21 protein-coding genes are annotated in these 18,237 nt (G+C 57.8%); 7 read left to right on the top strand and 14 right to left on the bottom strand.

From position 1 onward, the window contains the following. Positions 1 to 402 precede the first annotated feature (402 nt). Positions 403 to 687, top strand: a complete 285-nt coding sequence (locus VEH04_13440) for a hypothetical protein (protein ID HYG23782.1) — start codon at positions 403 to 405, stop codon at positions 685 to 687. An 82-nt stretch (positions 688 to 769) separates the two neighbouring features. Here the strand turns inward: VEH04_13440 and VEH04_13445 are convergent, their stop codons facing one another. From VEH04_13445 to folE2, 13 genes are all read right to left on the bottom strand, one after another. Next, positions 770 to 958, bottom strand: coding sequence for a hypothetical protein (locus VEH04_13445; protein ID HYG23783.1), 189 nt, complete (start codon positions 956 to 958; stop codon positions 770 to 772). An 85-nt stretch (positions 959 to 1,043) separates the two neighbouring features. Beyond that, positions 1,044 to 2,885 carry a family 43 glycosylhydrolase gene (locus tag VEH04_13450; GenBank protein HYG23784.1) on the bottom strand — a complete coding sequence of 614 codons (1,842 nt, stop codon included), beginning with the start codon at positions 2,883 to 2,885 and terminating at the stop codon, positions 1,044 to 1,046. A gap of 85 nt (positions 2,886 to 2,970) precedes the next feature. Beyond that, positions 2,971 to 3,597 carry a nucleoside triphosphate pyrophosphatase gene (locus tag VEH04_13455; GenBank protein ID HYG23785.1) on the bottom strand — a complete coding sequence of 209 codons (627 nt, stop codon included), beginning with the start codon at positions 3,595 to 3,597 and terminating at the stop codon, positions 2,971 to 2,973. A gap of 11 nt (positions 3,598 to 3,608) precedes the next feature. Beyond that, positions 3,609 to 4,106: a 2-amino-4-hydroxy-6-hydroxymethyldihydropteridine diphosphokinase gene (folK, locus tag VEH04_13460; protein ID HYG23786.1), complete on the bottom strand. Its 498-nt coding sequence runs from the start codon at positions 4,104 to 4,106 to the stop codon at positions 3,609 to 3,611. A 45-nt stretch (positions 4,107 to 4,151) separates the two neighbouring features. Then, positions 4,152 to 4,886 (bottom strand): 4-hydroxy-tetrahydrodipicolinate reductase, encoded by a 735-nt coding sequence (dapB, locus tag VEH04_13465; protein HYG23787.1) that lies wholly within the window; start codon positions 4,884 to 4,886, stop codon positions 4,152 to 4,154. A gap of 42 nt (positions 4,887 to 4,928) precedes the next feature. After that, entirely contained in the window at positions 4,929 to 5,807 is an 879-nt protein-coding gene (gene dapA / locus VEH04_13470; GenBank protein HYG23788.1) for a 4-hydroxy-tetrahydrodipicolinate synthase, read from the bottom strand. Between the two features lie 101 nt (positions 5,808 to 5,908). Continuing rightward, on the bottom strand, positions 5,909 to 6,256 hold the full coding sequence (locus VEH04_13475) for a translation initiation factor (protein HYG23789.1): 348 nt from the start codon (positions 6,254 to 6,256) through the stop codon (positions 5,909 to 5,911). Positions 6,257 to 6,284: 28 nt separating this feature from the next. Beyond that, on the bottom strand, positions 6,285 to 6,737 hold the full coding sequence (locus tag VEH04_13480) for a Fur family transcriptional regulator (GenBank protein ID HYG23790.1): 453 nt from the start codon (positions 6,735 to 6,737) through the stop codon (positions 6,285 to 6,287). Between the two features lies 1 nt (position 6,738). Beyond that, positions 6,739 to 7,560, bottom strand: coding sequence for a ZIP family metal transporter (locus VEH04_13485; GenBank protein HYG23791.1), 822 nt, complete (start codon positions 7,558 to 7,560; stop codon positions 6,739 to 6,741). Between the two features lie 113 nt (positions 7,561 to 7,673). Beyond that, positions 7,674 to 7,934, bottom strand: a complete 261-nt coding sequence (gene rpsR, locus VEH04_13490) for a 30S ribosomal protein S18 (protein ID HYG23792.1) — start codon at positions 7,932 to 7,934, stop codon at positions 7,674 to 7,676. Between the two features lie 5 nt (positions 7,935 to 7,939). Further along, positions 7,940 to 8,107: a 50S ribosomal protein L33 gene (rpmG, locus tag VEH04_13495; GenBank protein ID HYG23793.1), complete on the bottom strand. Its 168-nt coding sequence runs from the start codon at positions 8,105 to 8,107 to the stop codon at positions 7,940 to 7,942. Between the two features lie 5 nt (positions 8,108 to 8,112). Next, positions 8,113 to 8,688, bottom strand: a complete 576-nt coding sequence (locus tag VEH04_13500) for a TraR/DksA C4-type zinc finger protein (GenBank protein ID HYG23794.1) — start codon at positions 8,686 to 8,688, stop codon at positions 8,113 to 8,115. Between the two features lie 147 nt (positions 8,689 to 8,835). Next, positions 8,836 to 9,672 carry a GTP cyclohydrolase FolE2 gene (folE2, locus tag VEH04_13505; GenBank protein ID HYG23795.1) on the bottom strand — a complete coding sequence of 279 codons (837 nt, stop codon included), beginning with the start codon at positions 9,670 to 9,672 and terminating at the stop codon, positions 8,836 to 8,838. A 321-nt stretch (positions 9,673 to 9,993) separates the two neighbouring features. Here folE2 and VEH04_13510 point away from each other — a divergent pair, with 321 nt between their 5' ends. The 6 genes from VEH04_13510 (at position 9,994) to recO (ending at position 16,307) form a co-directional block, all read left to right on the top strand. Then, positions 9,994 to 12,471 (top strand): response regulator, encoded by a 2,478-nt coding sequence (locus tag VEH04_13510; GenBank protein HYG23796.1) that lies wholly within the window; start codon positions 9,994 to 9,996, stop codon positions 12,469 to 12,471. Next, positions 12,472 to 13,635 carry a response regulator gene (locus VEH04_13515; protein ID HYG23797.1) on the top strand — a complete coding sequence of 388 codons (1,164 nt, stop codon included), beginning with the start codon at positions 12,472 to 12,474 and terminating at the stop codon, positions 13,633 to 13,635. It begins immediately after the preceding gene. A 90-nt stretch (positions 13,636 to 13,725) separates the two neighbouring features. Then, on the top strand, positions 13,726 to 14,214 hold the full coding sequence (locus tag VEH04_13520; protein ID HYG23798.1) for an HIT domain-containing protein: 489 nt from the start codon (positions 13,726 to 13,728) through the stop codon (positions 14,212 to 14,214). Positions 14,215 to 14,230: 16 nt separating this feature from the next. Next, a complete protein-coding gene (locus tag VEH04_13525; GenBank protein HYG23799.1) occupies positions 14,231 to 15,214 on the top strand; it encodes a PhoH family protein in 984 nt (327 codons plus the stop codon). Further along, positions 15,211 to 15,672 carry an rRNA maturation RNase YbeY gene (ybeY, locus tag VEH04_13530; GenBank protein ID HYG23800.1) on the top strand — a complete coding sequence of 154 codons (462 nt, stop codon included), beginning with the start codon at positions 15,211 to 15,213 and terminating at the stop codon, positions 15,670 to 15,672. The genes VEH04_13525 and ybeY overlap by 4 nt, the downstream gene beginning before the upstream one ends. Continuing rightward, a complete protein-coding gene (recO, locus tag VEH04_13535) occupies positions 15,669 to 16,307 on the top strand; it encodes a DNA repair protein RecO (GenBank protein HYG23801.1) in 639 nt (212 codons plus the stop codon). Before ybeY ends, recO begins: the two co-directional genes overlap by 4 nt. 82 nt (positions 16,308 to 16,389) lie before the next feature. Here recO and ispG read toward each other — a convergent pair whose 3' ends face one another. After that, positions 16,390 to 18,183, bottom strand: a complete 1,794-nt coding sequence (ispG, locus tag VEH04_13540) for a (E)-4-hydroxy-3-methylbut-2-enyl-diphosphate synthase (protein HYG23802.1) — start codon at positions 18,181 to 18,183, stop codon at positions 16,390 to 16,392. Positions 18,184 to 18,237: the final 54 nt, after the last annotated feature.

Below are 18,237 nucleotides of genomic sequence, written 5' to 3' on the forward strand. Positions count from 1 at the left end.
TTGCTCTCCACGGTTCATTTCTGAACCGCAGTTACCTTCAGTCTCTGGCGGGAAGCGCCGCCAGACAGGGACTCTCACCCTGCGATGTGCGTTGTATCCCAAGCGCACTAGCGTCAGGCATCTTGCCTGACGTAGAGGGCGGGCATCCTTGCCCCCCGGAAAACCGTTAAGCACGAGGAACGCTCAAATGCTCTCCCTGCGCTCGGATCTGGTTAAGGTTCCTTCCTCCGGCCTGGAAGCCCGGTTCCACGGCAGGGAAGGATGCCTGCCGCCACCCGGGGGAAGTGGACCGGACTCTTGGGCAGTTTAACGCGGCAACCCGGCGTTCCGGGAACTTTTATTGAAAGATTTCCGCTCCTGCTCCGTATAAGTGGAATGTCCCATGGTACCACTCAGGCCAGGATGCGTGTCATTCTGAAGGATTTATCGACTGGATTGTTCGCGATGAGCGGCAGTCAGTGGACGCCCGATTCGAGAAACGCATTCGATTTTGGAAACGGTGATCGCGTCATTGAAGAAGCTACGAGATTGCGGATTCCGCAGGCTGCGACCTGCTATTGCTTTGAAGATTCCAAGAACGACCTCGTCATCCCGTTTCGTCCCCAGGTTGATGGAACTTCGTCGACCAAGGATACTCCGTCATCGCCACCTGGCCCTGGCGAGAAAACCCATTTGTCCGGGCTGTGAACGTTTCTTCAGCGGGCATCCTCTGCCCACCTCCTTGGCGTTGCAGCCCGGACTTTGCTATTGGGAAGATTGAATCGCGGGGTCAAACGTAGAGCAGCACTCGATGAACGCCGCGGTTTCCGCCTGGCGCCGGAAAATCTTCGATCTGGTGCACAACCCTCTTGATTCGCAAAAAGCCCAAGCCAGGGACAAAGATGCTGTCGCCTACCTTGAAATGCACACGTTCACCCGGGACATCGTGCGATTCCTTGGGGCCAACAACAACGCTCACGGAAACAACACGTTTGGACATCTGCACCCTCCTTCCGCCGTATTTCTGAGAGGGTCAACAGATTTGGCGTGACAGTGCCCGGCCGTTATTGGCGGTCAATCGGTTCGCCCTTCGAGCCTTCAGGGAACACAACCTCGAGCGGGTCTGATTTTTTGATGCGTCCTTCCGCATCGAACTCCATCTTCGCAAGGCAGGTCTGCCGCGTGTAGCCGTTCCCATTCGGAATCGCGTGTCGATGATAGATCATGTACCAGCGATCCGTCCCCGGCACCTGGATCACGGAATGATGCGCGGTTCCCACCGCCCTGCCCTTGCGTTGCAGCACCACGTTATCGCGCGGGATTTCGATCGGGCCGAGCGGTGATTTTGCAGTTCCATAAGCCACCTGATATCGTGGATCGCGCGCATCGTTCTCCGACCACATGAAATAATAGAGGCCTTTTCGCTTGAACACGACCACGCCTTCGTTGAATCCGCGCGGTGTCATACGCACCGGCGCGCCGTCCAGAGTCATCATGTCAGGCTTGAGCTTGAACGCGTAAAGATTTCCCTGTCCGTAATAGAGATACGCCTGCCCGTCTTCATCGATGAATGCAAACGGATCAATGGTTTGCCCCGGATATTCCCGGCTGGGTGAAATCAGCGGCTGATCGAGCGCGTCCTTGAATCGGCCCGTGGGAGCTGAATTCGTGGCGACTCCGATTTTTTGTTCCGCGCAGAAATAGAAATAATAAGTGCCATCCCGGCGGATCATCGCCGGCGCCCAGGCGCGAATCTTCGCCCAGCTCAAATCGCGCGTGACGTCCAGAATCATTCCCTCGTTCTTCCAATGGATCAGGTCCTTCGAAGACCAGCAGGAGAAATCCGTGGTTTGCCACTGATCCTTGTCCGACGTTGGATACACATAATAAGTGTCATCCAACACCACGGCGTGCGGATCGGCGGTGAACCCTTCGAGGATTGGCTTGGGCGGTTCGATCGCAAGTTCCCGTTGCTCCTGCGCGAAGAATGGTTCGAGCATCGATTTCTCCACCTGCACAACGCTCGCATGGAGCGTTCCGCGCGGGAAGCTCGAGTTGCTGCTCACGTTCATCCAGGTGACCAAATCCTTCGACGCCCACATGCCCATCCGATCACGGCTTTTGAATCGATCAATGTAAGCCACATACAAGTCTCCCAACTTCATTGGCCACGCGCCTTCCCAATCATCGTTCGTGAACAGCGGCGAAGGATCCGCGTACGGCCCCGTCAGCGCTTCTCCCGATGCGAACCGGTTGCCCTGCCACGAATGTTTATAGAACAGGTGGAACTTTCCGTCCGCCTCCAGGATGCTTGCATCGATTTGGCTGTGGCCTGGATCAAAGAACAGAATCGGCGGCGTGAAGGTTTTGAAATCCTTGGTGGTTGTCGCGTAGGTGCGCCAGTATTCCGGGGTTTCGTTGGTGAAGCTCGACGACCAATAGATCAGGAAATTCTGATTCTTAGCGTCCCAACGAATCTCAGGCGCCCAGCAGAGCTTGCAATTAGGATCGCTCGCCATGACCGGCAAGGCAACGGGCTCGGCCCAATCGAGAAGATTTGTCGATCGCGAATAGCCGATCGTTTTGCCCGTCCAGGATGTGGTCCAGACGAGATGAAACATTCCCTTAGGATCACGAATGAGGCAGGGGTCGCGCATGATCCGGCTTTCGCCGACCGTTGGCTTCAGCAGGCTGCGATCGTTCAACAACTCCAGCCATTTATAACCGTCGGAACTCCACTGCAGGTGCAAGCCGTCTTCGCCGTTCCCGCGAAACGTCGCCATCACATGGACTGTGGAGTTATCGGCCAGGGGCGCAGCAGAAGTTGCTGAATCAGCCGCGCCGAATGCCAGTGCGAGCAAGGCGAATCGCGACACAACGGACAGGAAGCAACGTTTCAAGTTCATCAGGGTGCAGTGTGACCCACGCGGGAAAAGAAATGCAACTTCGGGATGACACCCCGGTTCGAGTGGCGGGGCTGATGCGGCGCCCTCACTCAGCGTGACTGCTCTTCCCATTTTTGGAAGCGCCGTTCGGAGAAGCTTCGCCATCCCAGCGCCCGAGTTCCTCCCGCAACATTTCGACAGGCAAGCCCACCACGTTCGTGTATGAGCCTGAAATTTTTTCGACGATCAAATCGCCATTCTCCTGGATGGCATACGCTCCAGCCTTGTCCAACGGGTTCGTCTGGATCAGGTATCGCTGGATCTGCACGGAGTCGAGTGTTCGGAAGGTGACTTCAGTGACGTCTGAAAAAACACTCTGGCGCCTGTTGCGATGGTGGATCAGGCAGATTGCCGTGACGACCTGATGTGTTTTGCCCTGCAGCCGCTCGAGCATCAGGTAAGCCGCCTCGAGATCCCTTGGCTTTCCGAGCAATTCATTCTCGAGGCACACGAGCGTGTCAGCCCCGAGCACCAGTGCGTCGGGAAACTTTTTCGCGACAGCGTGTGCCTTGCGATAGGCGTTGATCTGGCAGACTTCGCGCGCCGTGAGATCCTGTTGGTGCAACTCCTCCGCGTCACTTGGAATCACGCGAAAATCCACGCCCAGTTGCTTCAGCAACTCGGAACGGCGAGGCGAGGCCGAGGCCAGTATCATCGGCGGCAAATTCATCATGCACCCCAGGTTTACAACTTTCGGACAGCTTCGTCAGAAGTCAATGCACGCGACAATTCCGACACTGTTTTTACCTGGCCAGGCAGGATCAGGTCCGGCGCGATTTCCGCCAGCGGTTCCAGCACAAACCGGCGGAGATGCGCGCGCGGATGAGGAATCATCAGGCCAGGCTGTGCCCGCGTTTCATTACCGAACGCAATCAGGTCCAAATCAAGCGGACGCGGTTCGTTCAGCACCTCCTTCGGACGGCGCCCAAATTCGCGTTCCAGCACCTGCAACTTCTGCAGCAATGTTTCAGGGGATTCGCCTGGAATCGGAACGATGGCTGCGGCCGCGTTGAGGAACAATGCAGATCCGGGAGGACAATCCACCGGTGTGGTTTCCCACAATGAAGAGATTCGCAATGGCTCAATCGAAAGCTCTTGAAGCTTCTCAACGGCCTTGAGCAACAATGCGGCCGAATCGCCGAGGTTTGATCCGAGCGCAATGTAAGCGGTCTCGCGTGACATGATTCGGTTCCCTGAGATCCCGATCGTCAATCGATGCGGATCAATTCACCTCAAGCCGAGCACATCCTGCATGTCGTAGAGCCCGGGTTTTTGCGTCACCAGCCACTGCGCGGCCCGCAGCGCGCCATTGGCAAACGTCTCGCGGCTCGACGCCTTGTGCGTCAACTCCACGCGCTCGCCATTCGCCGCCAAGATCACAGTATGATCGCCCACGACGTCTCCCCCGCGAATCGCGTGGATGCCGATTTCCGAGTTCGTTCGTTCGCCTGTAATTCCTTTGCGTCCATGACGCAGCGCATCTGCAAGCTGGAGTTTTCGCACGTCACCCAGGATTTCCAGCAGCGTCGTGGCAGTGCCGCTCGGTGCATCCTTCTTCAGCCGATGATGCATTTCGACCACTTCCAGATCGAACGACGGTCCAAGGATCTCCGCGGCCTTGCGCGTCAGCCAGAACAGCGTGTTCACTCCCGTTGAGAAATTCGTCGCCATGACGATGGGGATCTGGGACTTCAGCGCCGTGATCTCAGATTTTTCTTCAGGCTTGTGACCCGTTGTGCCAATCACGACCGCTTTGCGATTTTCGGCGCAGACGCGGGCGATCGGCAGCGTGGCGCTATGAAAACTGAAGTCAATGACGACATCGGCTTTCGAGATCACCGCCCGAAGATCGTCTCCCTGATCAACGGCGCCTACGACTTCGATGCCAGGAAAGCGCGGCGCGCAACCCAGCAATGCCTGGCCCATGCGGCCTTTTGAACCTGCGATGATGACTTTGGTCATGACGTGAAGCGAAAGAGCGTCGCGATTGAGGCGTGTGTGAAATTATTTCAAAATGCCCGTCGCCTTGAGCGTTGCGGCCAGCGTCTCACGATTCTTCGAAGCCATGGGCACCAGCGGCAAACGATACTCTTCGTGCATCAAGCCTTTCATGGCGAGCGCGGCCTTGATCGGCACAGGATTCGTCTCGACGAAAAGATCTTTGAAGAGGGGGTAAAATCGTTGATGGAGTTTCAACGCTTTGGAGTAATCACCCGCAGCGCACGCGTTCACCATCTGTGAGACTTCGCGAGGAATGAGGTTCGACGCCACGCTGATCACGCCCTGGGCGCCCACGGACATGAAGGGCACGGTGAGCGAATCGTCGCCGCTCAGGATGACGAACTTCGGGCCGAGCGCGGCGCGCAACTGGCTGACGCGATCGCAGTTTCCGCCGGCTTCCTTGATGCCAACGATGTTTTTGCATTCGGCTGCGAGCCGCTTGACGGTGTCGATGGCGATCTCAATGCCGCAACGGCCCGGAATGCTGTAAAGCATGATGGGCAGTTTGGTTGCAGCGGCAATGGCCTGGAAATGCTGGAACAAACCTTCCTGGGTCGGCTTGTTGTAGTACGGAGCGACCTGCAGCGAACCATCTGCGCCAGCCTTCTCAGCTTCCTTGGTGAGGTAGATCGCTTCTGTTGTGGAATTGCCGCCTGTGCCGGCGAGGACCTTCACCTTTCCGGCTGCGAGTTTCACCGCGAGTTGAACAACGGCGACGTGTTCCTCGTAGCTGAGCGTGGGCGACTCGCCCGTTGTGCCGACCGGGACAATGCCATCCACGCCCCCTTTGACCTGTGCCTTGACCAGTCGCTGGAGCGCGGTTTCGTCCAATTGCCCGTTGTGAAACGGCGTTACGATTGCAGTGTAGGTTCCAGTAAACATGATTTTAGAAACGGCCATACAATCGGGGAGGAAGCCAGGTTTGGCCAGTCGGAAAATCCCCGCGAACGCCACCGCGTATCGCACTGCGTGACACCCCGCGTTCAGCCTCCCGCGAAAACAGGCCGGAATCCAGCTTCGGTCAGGATCTCGGCAACCTTCTGCCGCTGATCGCCTTGTATTTCGATCCGGCCTTCCTTGACTGTTCCACCCGTTCCGCAGGCCTTCTGCATCTTCTTCGCGAGCTGTTCCTTTTCAGGCAGTCCAATGCCAACGAAGCCTTGCACCACAGTCACCGTCTTGCCCCCGCGATGTGCCGTTTGGCGAAGGATGTCCACACGTCCGCGACTCTTCTTCCTGACGACAATCGGTTCGTCGGGTGGCCCAGGCGGCAAGCCTGTATTGTCCAATCCCGCGAATGGGTTCTGCCCAAATTGCTGATCACTGGACATATCGAAATCGATGAATTGTGCGCGCCATTCACTTCGACTGGCACTGCGGACAGATGCCGAAGAACTCCAGGCGATGTGTCACGGCTTTGTATCCATTGGCTTCCGCGATGCGATCTTCGAGCGAATCCATGGGACATTCCTCGAGTTCCACCACGCCCGAGCAACCCGTGCAGACGAGATGATGATGGTGACCGTCGTCACCCTCCTCCAGCAATTCAAAGCGCGCAACCCCGTCGGCAAAGACATAGCGCTTCACCATGCCTGTCTTTTCCAACACATGCATGGAGCGGTAGACGGTCGCGATGTCGCAATCCCCGGAGCGCATCGCGCCGAAGATTTCGCGGATGGACAATGGATGCTGTTGTTCGCGAAGAATTCCGAGGACAGCCTGGCGCGGGCCGGTCAGCTTGTGCGAGCGGCGGCGCAAACGATCGGCGAGTTCCGGCAACGCTGCGCGCCGATGATGTCGATGCGTTCCCATTTCAGTGGAGCATCACAGTGACGACGCCCAGGACCGTGCCCAGGATGATTGCCGCCAGCTTGCCCGTGTGGATTTTATGGGCATCGCTGCTTTCGAAGAGAATGGTCGTGGAGATGTGCATGAAGATGCCGATGACGATTGCCATCAATTCTCGCGAATGGTCGGCCAGCCAGATGAAATGTCCGCTCAGGAACATTCCGATTGGCGCCATGGCGGCGAAGAGCGCGAGCACGCCGAGGGCGCGGTTTCGCGGCAGGCCCCAGTGCAACAACATCCCGAGCAACGCGATCGAGACGGGGAAATTGTGCACCACGATGCTGAGCAGCAGCAGATGGCGAGACTCGGGGTTGTAGGTCGTGAGGGGATTCCCCAGCGCGAGGGCCTCGACGAACGCGTGAATGCACAGGCCCGCGACGACACCGTAAGGCGCATGGCCGTGCAGGTGATGCGAATGGCCATGTTCAATTCCCATCGAGATGAAATCCAGCGCCAGCTGGACGAAGAAACCCCCGAGCATGAGCGCGCCGAGCAGCAACGCGTATTGTTCCATGCTGCGGGGGGCCTTGGGTTCGCCATGCACATGCGAGTCGCCTGGTGGGTGCTCGTGGTCGTGCGCCTGTTCCGTGATCCGCTGCTCCGTTGCCGAACGATCATGATCATGATCGTGATACAGTTCCGGGAGCAGGTGGAGCAAGGTGAGGCTCAGCAAAAAGGCGCCCGTGAAGGAGTTGAGGACCTTGACATGGCGGGGCTCATGGAGCTTGAATGCGAAGACCACCACGGCGCCCAGCACAATGCTGGATAGGAGAATGATGTATTCCATAACGGACCCAGGGCAGGCGCAGGATGCAGCCGGGAAAAGTCGAATTGCAAATCATTTGCAATTCACGGCAAAGAAAAACCCGCAAGCGGGAAGGCTTGCGGGTGTGGGGAAACTTACTTCATCAGCAGCATCTGGCGCGCGCGCTTGATGGCACGGTTCAACCGGCGCTGATAGTGCGCGGGCAGGCCGGTATATTTGCGCGGCAGAATGCGGCCCTGGTCCGTCACGAACTGCCGAAGCAGGTTGACGTTCTTGTAATCCAGGGAATCAACGGTGAAATCAATCTTTGGCTTGGGCCTTGGCGTGCGGATTTCGGACGCGGAACGGCGGCCGCCGCGTTTGTCGGGTTTGTCTGTATGAGTTTTGCGTGGCATAGACGTTACTTGATTTCGCGGTGCAGCGTGTGGCGGCGAAGCGCAGGATTGAATTTCTTCAACTGCAGCTTCTCCGTCTTCAGCTTCTTGTTCCGCGTCGTGGTATAGCGCGACGGGGATTTGCCTTCCTTCCGCGCCTCAGTGCATTCAATGGTGATGATTTCCCGTGCCATATAAATTATTCCTTCTCCTTGGTCTTCTCTTCAGGCTCGTCGTCATCGGTTTCCACTTCGTTGGATCCGACGCTGTCAACCGTTCCCAGCTGTCCCAGGCGGCGCTGGCGCAATGCACCTTCCTTTTCGAGCTGCGCCTGGGCCTGCACCGTGAAACGGGTCCACGGGATGGCTTCGAGACGCGCTTTCGGGATGGGCTTGCCTGTCAATTCACAGATGCCGTACGTGTTTTTCTCGATGCGCTTGAGCGCTTCTTCGATTTCGTAAATGGCATCCTGATCGGATGAGAGAAGGCTCAGCGCGAAGTCACGGTCAAAATTATCCGTGCCGGAATCGGCCATGTGCAGGCTGTACCCGGCCATTTCCTGGGCAGATTCCTTGGCAAGGCCGTTCATCTGCCGGAGCAACTGCTCGCGCAGTTCAAGCAGGTTGTTGTAGAAGGCCTGCCACTCAGGCTTGATCCGCGCCGCGCCGTTGGTCTTGCCCTGTGCTACAGGACGCCCGAGGATCGCGGCCGCAGTTGCAACACCCGTCGCTTTGCCCTTGGGTGCCGGCTTGTCGTTCTTCTTCTTCGTAGTCACAACTTCAGTCAAAATTCTGTTAAATCTTTGCTCTGGCTCTCATGCTGAGACGATTCCTTCCCATCGAGAGTGCGCGAATCTACCAAACAGCAATGGATATTCCACAACAAATTTAAAAAATCTTCGGGTGAGAACCTCGGTTTGACCTCAGGCCCGTTCAATGCAGGCGTACGCGTTGTGATTATGGATGCTCTCGTAGTTTTCCGCCTCCACCTTGTACCATCGGACCAGCGGATGAGCATTCAGCCGCAATGCCACGTTTCGCACCAGATCCTCCACAAACACCGGGTTTTCATAGGCCCGCTCCGTCACGGCCTTCTCATCCTGCCGTTTCAACAGCGCATACAGCTCCGAGCTCGCCGAAGCCTCAATCATGGCGATGACATCCTCAATCCAGACGATCTGGTCAAATCGCAATTGAACCGTCACCTGTCCGCGCTGGTTGTGGGCGCCATGGCGAGAAATCGCCTTTGAACAGGGGCACAAGGTCGTGACATTGGCCTTCACTGTAAGCACGAAATCGATGTCATTGCCGGACGCAGCGGCATCGAATCGCGCCACGTAGTCCATCAGGCTTTCCTTGCGGCTGACTGGCGACTGCTTGCACATGAAGAACGGGAACTCTATTTCCAGGTGCGACGTCGCCGCGTTGAGCTTCTGCTGCATGGCCTTCAGGATGTCGGTAATATTCTCGACGTGAATCATGTCGCCATGCGCGTTGAGCACCTCGATGAAGCGGCTCATGTGGGTGCCCTTGAACTCCTTGGGCAGGTCCACAAACATCCCGACCGTGGCGATTGTATTCTGCGAGACGTGGGCTTTGTCGCGGACCTGTATGGGAAATCTCAAGCCGCGAACGCCGACTTTATCGATGCGCAGTTCCCGGGTATCGGGCTCGTTCTGCTTGTCGTGCATGGGGACGGCGCTGGGCCTCCTCGCCTTGACACGGCGTGAATGCCCGTTTGAGCGGAGGGCTTTTTGCATAAGACGGGAACAGTAGCAGCGGCGCAGTCATTTGCAAAAAACAAAGTCCGTTCCTTGCCGTGCCTTGCATTTCCGCCCCATTGCCATCCACCCCCATCGGCCCGATGTCCACTTTTCAATCACGCGACACGCCCCGCGAAAATTTGCGTCCGAAATGCCACAGTTTTCGGGGAATTTGCCGACAGGGTTACTGCATCGGCAGGCGAAACCCGCTGGGCACGATGCAAAACGGAATAGCTAATGACGTCGATTTGGTGTTGGATGTGCTTCGTCATGGCGGCTTTCTGGCGAGTTGTTGGCTGAATCTTAGACTTGATGAATATGAACCGGACTGCATCGCGTGTGCTCTTGATTGAGGACGATTCCAAGATCATGGAACTCCTGGAGGAACTTCTCAGCGCGGACAATATCGCGCTGGATTGCGCCACCACCGCTGCCGAGGCGTTGACCCGCACGCGCAAGGAAAACTTCGATCTCATCCTGCTCGACCTTGGCCTGCCCGACAGCAACGGGTTTGATCTCTTGAAAAGGCTGCAAGAGCAGCCGGAAACGGAATCGACCCCGGCCATTGTCCTGACGGCGTGGAATGAAACGAAGGACAAGTTGCGCGGGTTTGAGCTGGGCGCGGTGGATTATGTGACGAAGCCGTTTGAAGCCGCTGAGTTGCGCGCGCGTGTCTGCCGGGCGCTGCGAACCAAACGCCTGCAGGATCAGCTGACGCAAACGAACCGCGAACTCCTCGCCGCACGCGTCGCCGCCGAAGCCGCCGCCCGTGCGAAGGCCGAATTCCTGGCAAACATGAGCCATGAAATCCGCACGCCCATGAATGGCATCATCGCCATGGCCGGGCTGCTTCTTGAAACATCGCTCTCGACCGAGCAACGCGGGTACGTGGATACCGTTTACGCCAGCAGCGAGTCGCTGCTCACGATCACAAACGACATTCTCGATTTTTCGAAGATTGAATCGGGGAAGCTGGAATTGGAACGGCAGCCTGTGGATTTGCGCGGTTGCATTGAAGACGCTCTCGACCTTCTGGCCACCAAGGCCGCTGAGAAGAAGCTCGATATTGCCTACCAGATTGAGGATGGCATCCCGGCTCAGGTCCTGGGTGATATCACAAGGTTGCGCCAGATCCTCGTGAACCTCGTCAGCAACGGCATCAAGTTCACGCAGTCGGGCGAAGTGGTGGTGCAGGTGAAGCTCCTTTCCGCGCCCGCCGCAGGTTCCGACAAGTGGCACCTCCATTTCTCGGTTCGCGACACTGGCATTGGAATCCCCGTGGACCGCCTTGCACGGCTGTTCAAATCGTTCAGCCAGGCCGATGCCTCCACCACCCGGCAATACGGCGGAACCGGCCTGGGACTCGCAATCAGCAAGCGCCTTGTTGAATTGATGGATGGCAAAATGTGGGTTGAAAGCGTTCCTCAAAAAGGTTCAACGTTTCATTTCACACTGCCCATGCAAACTGCCCCGGCGCCTGAGTTGCGCCAGGTCAACCTTGACGGCCGCCAGGCGCAACTCGCCGACCTTCGCCTGCTCGTCGTCGACGACAACCCGACGAATTGCCGGATTCTCACGCTGCAGGCGGGCAAATGGGGAATGATTCCACGCGCGGCGCAGAGTGCGTCACAGGCGCTGGATTTCCTGAAGGCGGGGGAATCATTCGATCTTGCAATCCTCGACATGCAGATGCCTGGGATGGACGGCCTGATGCTGGCCGCGGAAATCCGGAAGCTTCCGAGCACGATGATGATGCCGCTGGTGTTATTGACATCAATGGGAGTTCGGGCGGATGCGCCGGATTTTGCGAGTGCTGCATTCGCCAGCTGCCTCACCAAGCCGATCAAACCCGCGCAATTGCACGAGGTTCTGATCCGCGTCATCTCCGGTGCGAAACCGGCAGCCCGGAAAGCCCCTGTGCCCTCGAAGCTCGATCCCACGCTTGCGCTGCGCCTCCCGCTCAGAATGCTCTTGTGCGATGACAACGCCATCAACCAGAAGGTTGCGGTTCGCCTGCTGCAGCAGATGGGATACAAGCCGGACATCGCGGCGAACGGCGTCGAAGCGCTCGCGGCACTTGAACGGCAGACCTACGACCTCATTTTCATGGATATCCAAATGCCTGAAATGGACGGCATGGAAGCCACGCGCATCATTCGCGAACGGCAGAAGGATCGGGCCAAGCATCCCAATTACAAGTCATCGATCATCATCGTCGCGATGACTGCAAACGCGATGACCGGGGACCGCGAGAAATGCATCGCTGGCGGCATGGATGATTATCTTTCAAAGCCGGTGCGGCCCGAGGACGTGCGCAAGGTCATCGAGCGCTGGGCGTCGACAGCGACCGTACCCGAGGCGGCAAACAGCCTGAAGCCTGCACAAACGGAGACCGCGACGGCGTCGACCGCTCCCGTTTCTCCCGTGAATGAAGTTCCACCCGTGGACATGGAGCGCCTGCTTGATTTCACGAACGGCAATGCAGATGATCTTCGCGAATTGATCAACCTTTACCTCAAGCAGACGGGCGATCAGATCGCGCAGCTCAATGCTGCTGTGGCGGCGGATTCCGCGTCCGAAGCGCGGCGGCTCGCTCACAGCTGCGCGGGCGCCAGCGCGACGTGCGGCATGGGAGCCATCGTGCCCCTGCTCCGCGAACTCGAACGCCAGGGCAATGAAGGGCAGCTTGTCAACGGCGCCCAGCTGGCCGAACGGATTTCGCACGAATTCAATCGCATCCGCGTTTATCTGGAAACCTTTCTGCAAAAACAGGTCGCACTGGCCGCGAATCCATAGATGAAGAAAATCCTGCTGATCGAAGATGACCAGGTTTTCGCCAATGTTTACCGAAACAAGCTTCTCCTCGAAGGGTTCGAGGTGGAAGTCGCCAACGATGGCGAACTGGGTTATCAGCGGATTCAGCAGTTTCGCCCCGACGCCGTTCTTCTCGATTTGCTGCTGCCCAAGCTGCCCGGACTCGAACTGCTGAAGCGGATTCGCTCAGAGGCAGACACGCAATCGCTGCCCGTGGTGGTTTTCACGAACACGTATCTTACCACCTCGATCCAGGAAGCCCGCGCCGCGGGGGCAACGAAATGCATGACGAAATCCACCTGCACACCCGCTGACGTGATCAGCACGGTCCGCAGCCTCTTAACCGACGCAGTTGCAGAGTCTCCGTCGCAAACGGCTGAGCCCGAGGAGCGCACGGAATCGGCCGCAGCCGATGTCGATATTGTCGCTGAGCTGCTGGCCACCTTCAGCGAGGAATTTCCCACCACAATTGTTGCCCTGCGGGCGCAGTTGCAGAGCCTGTGCAAGGTCGAGAACGAAGCCGTCCGCGTTCAACAGCTGAGCAACCTCGGACGCCTGGTTCACGGAGTTGCAGCGAGCGCAGGAATCGTCGGGCTCACCCAGCTCGCGCGCCTGGCCGCAGCACTGGAATCGCTGTTGAAGGAGCTGCAGGAAAAGCCAAGGAACATCAACGCCTCAACCCTGCGCACCGTCGCTTCGGCAGTGGATTGCCTCGCCATTGTGTTCGAACGAGGCGAGGCGACCGCGGAAAAGATTGCTTCTGCCCGCATCCTCGTGGTTGACGATGAAATCATTTCGCGTCGCGCTGTGACCCACGCGCTTGAAAAAGCAAAGCTCACTTCCGTGGCTGTCGACGACCCGTTGCGCGCGCTGAACCTGACAATGACGAGCCGGTTCGATCTCGTGGTGCTCGACGTCGACATGCCGAACATGAACGGCTACGAGCTGTGCTCAAAAATCCGGACCCTGCCTGCCTACAAGAAGACGCCTGTCGTATTCGTGACGAGCCTTAATGACTTCGAGGCGCGTGCGAACTCCACCATGAGCGGCGGCAATGATTTCATTGCAAAACCGTTTTTGTTTACGGAATTGGCGGTCAAGGCACTTATTTATGTGCTGAGGTCGCAATTGCCGGAGAAGCGTTGAATGGTCAGTTGTTCGTTGTCCTCCATCCTTCATCGTCCGTTACTCCCTGGCTGCTTTGACTTTGCGGGGGACGGTCACTAGCTTGTGACCATGGAACCGCTGCACGCCCCCTGGCGTATTGAATACATCCTCTCGAGCAAACCCGACCTGCCAGAGGAAAGCGTATTTACTGCAATCGCGCAGTCAAACGACGACGACTCGAATTATGTCATCGCCCGCGATCGCACCTGCTTCGCCCTGCTCAATAAATATCCCTACACGGGCGGCCATCTCATGGTGGTTCCCTACCGTCAGACGCCGGATTTGAACGGGCTGACCGGCCAGGAGATGGCCGATATGATGCAACTGACCCGTCGCTGTCAAAACGCTCTCACGCAGGTCATGCATCCGCAGGGATTCAACATTGGAATCAATCAGGGCAAGTGCGCTGGAGCCGGGATTCTTGAGCACCTGCATATTCACGTGGTGCCGCGCTGGAACGGCGATACCAACTTCATGCCGGTCCTCGGTTGCACGACGGTGGTTCCAGAGGCACTCTCTGAGGTCGCCGCGAAATTGCGCGATGCGTTGCGCCGATAGCTAACCTATTCTCATCATGGCTTCTGAAACCCTGCACTTTGAAAATGCGCGCATGGCGCAACAACTTTTCAACAATGACCCGCGCAACCTTCAGGCGCTTGAAACGCAACTTGGCGTCAAGGCAACCTCGCGGGAAGGATGGATCAAGCTGGAGGGCGAATCGGAAGCCATTGAGCGCGCCAAGCAGCTGTTCCTTTCACTCGAAGGCTCGCTGAAGGCGGGCTCGCCCGTGCGCAGCCGCGACTTCACCCACGCTTTGAACATCGTCCGCAACGAGGGCGTTTCCACGCTCAAGGACCTCATGACCGACCGCATAACGACGTCCGAAAAGAAGGGCGGCGTGACCGCAAAGACGGTTGGGCAGAAGAAATACATGGATGCGATTCGCTCGCATGACGTGACCTTCGGCATCGGTCCCGCCGGAACGGGCAAGACTTACCTGGCGGTCGCAACCGCCATTGCCGCGCTGCGCGAAGGCAAGGTTTCACGGATCATCCTCACGCGTCCTGCCGTTGAAGCCGGCGAGGCGCTTGGATTTCTTCCCGGCGACCTTTACGAGAAAATCACTCCCTACCTGCGTCCCCTGCATGACGCGCTGCACGACATGCTTCCCGCTGAGGATGTTCAGAAGCACATGGAACGCAGCATCATCGAAATTGCGCCGCTCGCCTACATGCGGGGCCGCACACTGAATAACGCGTTCATCATCCTGGACGAGGCGCAGAACTCCACGATGGAACAGATGTTCATGTTCCTGACGCGGCTTGGCGCGAATTCAAAGGCGGTGATAACAGGCGATGAAACGCAGGTCGATCTGCCGGCCCACAAACAGTCGGGACTCGTTGAAGCCCATCGCGTGTTGCGAAACATTGAAGGCGTTGCCGTCGTTGAATTCTCGCGCAAGGACGTGGTGCGCCATCCGCTGGTCCAACGCATCATTGCCGCCTACGAGGAACATCGCGGCAAAGGCCGGGGCGCCCCGCGCAAGAACGACGAGTGAGCGCAAGTCTCCTCATCCGCAATCAACAACGCGCCAGGCCCGTCGACGTGCGTCAACTGCGGCGCGCGACGGAAGTCCTGCTGCAGGAAATGTTGTCGCTCTCCAATTATGATCTTGCGATTCATCTCGTGGGATCAGCCCGCATGGCCGCGCTGAATTGGCAACACCTGCAGCACGAGGGCCCGACGGATGTCATCACGTTCGGCTATGCCGATGGCGGCAAAGTCCTGCATGGCGAGCTGTTCATCTGCATCGATGTCGCCGTTGAGCAGGCGCGGCAATTCCGCACAACGTGGCAAGATGAACTCATGCGGTATGTGATCCACGGCATCCTGCACCTTCAGGGTTACGATGACATGGAGCCCGCGAAGCGGCGGATCATGAAACGGGCGGAAAACCGGCTCTTGAAACAGTTGCCGGCAGAACAAGCCCCCCACAAACTTCGCCGCAGCCCATGATAGAACGCGCCCAGGGAATCATCCTGCGCACGCGTCCGTTTACCGAAACGAGCGTGATCGTCGATTGGTTGACGCCGGAACTTGGACGGATCAGCACCGTGGCAAAGGGAGCCCGCCGGGCGAAGTCACCATTCCGCGGGAAAGTCGATCTTTTTTATGAGGCGGCGTTCAGTTTCACCCGCAGCCGGCGCTCGGAACTCCACACGCTGGCAGAGGTCATTCTCTTGCAAACCCATCCCGGCCTGCGACGCGAACTTGGCTACGTTCAGCAGGCCAGTTATGCCTCGGCGCTGATCGTTCAAACGACGGAGAAGGAAAGCCCGGTGCCGGAGATTCATGAGCTTTTCCACGGTTTTCTCGCGACATTGCCAAAGCGGCCGCCCCAGCCACGGAATATTTTTGCATTCGAACTGAAACTGCTGGCCTTGCTGGGATTGCAGCCCGATCTCGCTGAAGCGCGGCTAAGTCCTGAGACGCAGAATCTGACCGGGATCCTGACGAACGAGAGCTGGGAGACAATCGCGGAACTCAAACCCGCGGCCACGCACGTGAAGCAGCTCCACGGTTTTCTTCACGGTTTCCTGATTTATCACCTGGAGAAGATCCCGAAGGGACGAAGCGACCTGCTCAGCTGAAGGGTCGTGCGTCCAACCTGCACGAGTCGCGGAATCTCCCGTCGCGTCAGGATGCAGGACTGAAGCGGCGTGAACCGCGCGCCTACGAGACCACGATGACGTTCTGCTCCTTCAAGTCTGGCTCAACCCACTTGCCGTGTTCGCGAATCAAATCGACAAGGCGGTCGACCGCTTCGTTCTCGGGGATATTGAACTTGATCGGAGTTTTCCCGACGTAAAGGTTGATCTTGCCGGGAGCACCGCCGACGTAACCGAAATCTGCATCCGCCATTTCGCCGGGGCCGTTCACGATGCAACCCATGATTGCGATCTTCACGCCCTTCAAATGTTCCGTTCGCGCCTTGATTCTGGCCGTGACGGTTTGCAGGTTGAACAACGTGCGCCCGCAGCTCGGGCACGCCACGTAATCCGTCTTGAAACTGCGGCAGCCCGCCGCCTGCAGGATGTTGTAAGCCAGACGCAGGCTTTGCCCGGCGCCGGCTTCGCCCCGCACCAGGATTGCATCGCCAATTCCATCGGCGAGCAGCGAGCCAATGACAACAGAGGCCCGAAGCAGGGCAACATCCGGTGTCAATGGTGCCGCCTCAAAATTCAGGCAGTCCTTCAGCAGAATGGGATTGTTCCGCCCCATGTGCCTCAGCTTGAGCGCCAGCAGGCGAAACGCGGGGATCGCGGGCAAAGAGATTCCATCCTTCACCGTGACCAATTGCGTGTCGCAGTTGATTTCAAAATCCTCCGCCGGATCAATCTCCGCGACGTTCAAGTCCTCGTAAACCGCCTCAGGCCTGACGTCAGCTTTCGGCGAAATCTTCGGCGCGACCTTGTCCCATGTCGCTTGGGTAACGACCACGCGCACCGTCTGGTCTCCGCCGCATTTATAAAGCGCGTTGAGTTCAATCTCCGGCGTCTGCCTTCGATGGAAATGGAACGGATCGAACGGGAACTCCGCAGCATTTCGTGCGACATGCGACGGCGTGAGAATAGGAACCTGCGCCAGCAAATCGCGGCAGACTGGAATCTCCCGCGGCGAATCCTCAGTTAGGGACACGCGAATCGTATCGCCCAGCCCGTCACACAGGAGGGATCCAATCCCTATGGCGCTCTTGATGCGGCCGTCTTCGCCCTCGCCTGCTTCCGTGACGCCCAGGTGAATGGGATAATTCCAATCCGCGCCCTCCTGTTCGAGGCGGGCGACGAGCAACCGATAGCACTCGATCATCACCTTTGGATTCGATGATTTCATCGAGAACTTGAAATTGTGGAAATCGTGCTTGCGCGCAATGCGGGCGAATTCCAAAGCACTCTCCACCATGCCCAACGGAGTGTCGCCGTAGCGATTCATGATTCGATCGGAGAGCGAGCCGTGATTGGTCCCGATGCGGAGTGCGCGTTTCAGTCGTTTGCACTCCAGAACCAGCGGCGTGAACTTCTCTTCGATCCGCTGAAGCTCCGCGATGTATTGGTCGTCCGTGTATTCCTTGATCGCAAACTTTTTGGAGTCGGCATAATTGCCGGGATTCACGCGAACCACTTCCACCCATTTCACCGCTTCCATAGCGGCCTCAGGCTTGAAATGAATATCGGCAACGATCGGAACCTTGCAGCCTGCCCGCCGCAATTCCTCCACGATGCATCTCAAGTTCGCCGCGTCTTTGACGGTCGGCGCGGTGATGCGGACGATCTGGCATCCGACGGCCACCAACTCGAGCGTCTGCCGAACGCACAGTGCGGTATCCATCGTGTCGCAGGTGAGCATCGATTGCACGACGACCGGGCGATCGCCGCCGATGATGACGCCGCCGTCAGCAGGATCGCCCACGATAATCTCGCGGGATTTCCGGCGTTGATAAGCGAAGGGCGACTGGCAATAGCGCATGGGACAGAGTGTCAGGATTCAGCGCCTTGGATTCAAGCGGTAAGCAGTTCCGGC

The organism is Verrucomicrobiia bacterium, from assembly GCA_035629175.1.
In the GTDB taxonomy this organism is placed as follows: Bacteria; Verrucomicrobiota; Verrucomicrobiia; order Limisphaerales; family DASXHY01; genus DASXHY01.

Bases quoted from the DNA above. Each gene is read 5' to 3' on its own strand.
- VEH04_13440 (HYG23782.1), top strand. From the start codon at position 403: ATGCGTGTCATTCTGAAGGATTTATCGACTGGATTGTTCGCGATGAGC.
- VEH04_13450 (HYG23784.1), bottom strand. From the start codon at position 2,885: ATGAACTTGAAACGTTGCTTCCTGTCCGTTGTGTCGCGATTCGCCTTG.
- VEH04_13455 (HYG23785.1), bottom strand. From the start codon at position 3,597: ATGATGAATTTGCCGCCGATGATACTGGCCTCGGCCTCGCCTCGCCGT.
- folK (HYG23786.1), bottom strand. From the start codon at position 4,106: ATGTCACGCGAGACCGCTTACATTGCGCTCGGATCAAACCTCGGCGAT.
- dapB (HYG23787.1), bottom strand. From the start codon at position 4,886: ATGACCAAAGTCATCATCGCAGGTTCAAAAGGCCGCATGGGCCAGGCA.
- dapA (HYG23788.1), bottom strand. From the start codon at position 5,807: ATGTTTACTGGAACCTACACTGCAATCGTAACGCCGTTTCACAACGGG.
- VEH04_13475 (HYG23789.1), bottom strand. From the start codon at position 6,256: ATGTCCAGTGATCAGCAATTTGGGCAGAACCCATTCGCGGGATTGGAC.
- VEH04_13480 (HYG23790.1), bottom strand. From the start codon at position 6,737: ATGGGAACGCATCGACATCATCGGCGCGCAGCGTTGCCGGAACTCGCC.
- VEH04_13485 (HYG23791.1), bottom strand. From the start codon at position 7,560: ATGGAATACATCATTCTCCTATCCAGCATTGTGCTGGGCGCCGTGGTG.
- rpsR (HYG23792.1), bottom strand. From the start codon at position 7,934: ATGCCACGCAAAACTCATACAGACAAACCCGACAAACGCGGCGGCCGC.
- rpmG (HYG23793.1), bottom strand. From the start codon at position 8,107: ATGGCACGGGAAATCATCACCATTGAATGCACTGAGGCGCGGAAGGAA.
- folE2 (HYG23795.1), bottom strand. From the start codon at position 9,672: ATGCAAAAAGCCCTCCGCTCAAACGGGCATTCACGCCGTGTCAAGGCG.
- VEH04_13510 (HYG23796.1), top strand. From the start codon at position 9,994: ATGAACCGGACTGCATCGCGTGTGCTCTTGATTGAGGACGATTCCAAG.
- VEH04_13515 (HYG23797.1), top strand. From the start codon at position 12,472: ATGAAGAAAATCCTGCTGATCGAAGATGACCAGGTTTTCGCCAATGTT.
- VEH04_13520 (HYG23798.1), top strand. From the start codon at position 13,726: ATGGAACCGCTGCACGCCCCCTGGCGTATTGAATACATCCTCTCGAGC.
- VEH04_13525 (HYG23799.1), top strand. From the start codon at position 14,231: ATGGCTTCTGAAACCCTGCACTTTGAAAATGCGCGCATGGCGCAACAA.
- recO (HYG23801.1), top strand. From the start codon at position 15,669: ATGATAGAACGCGCCCAGGGAATCATCCTGCGCACGCGTCCGTTTACC.
- ispG (HYG23802.1), bottom strand. From the start codon at position 18,183: ATGCGCTATTGCCAGTCGCCCTTCGCTTATCAACGCCGGAAATCCCGC.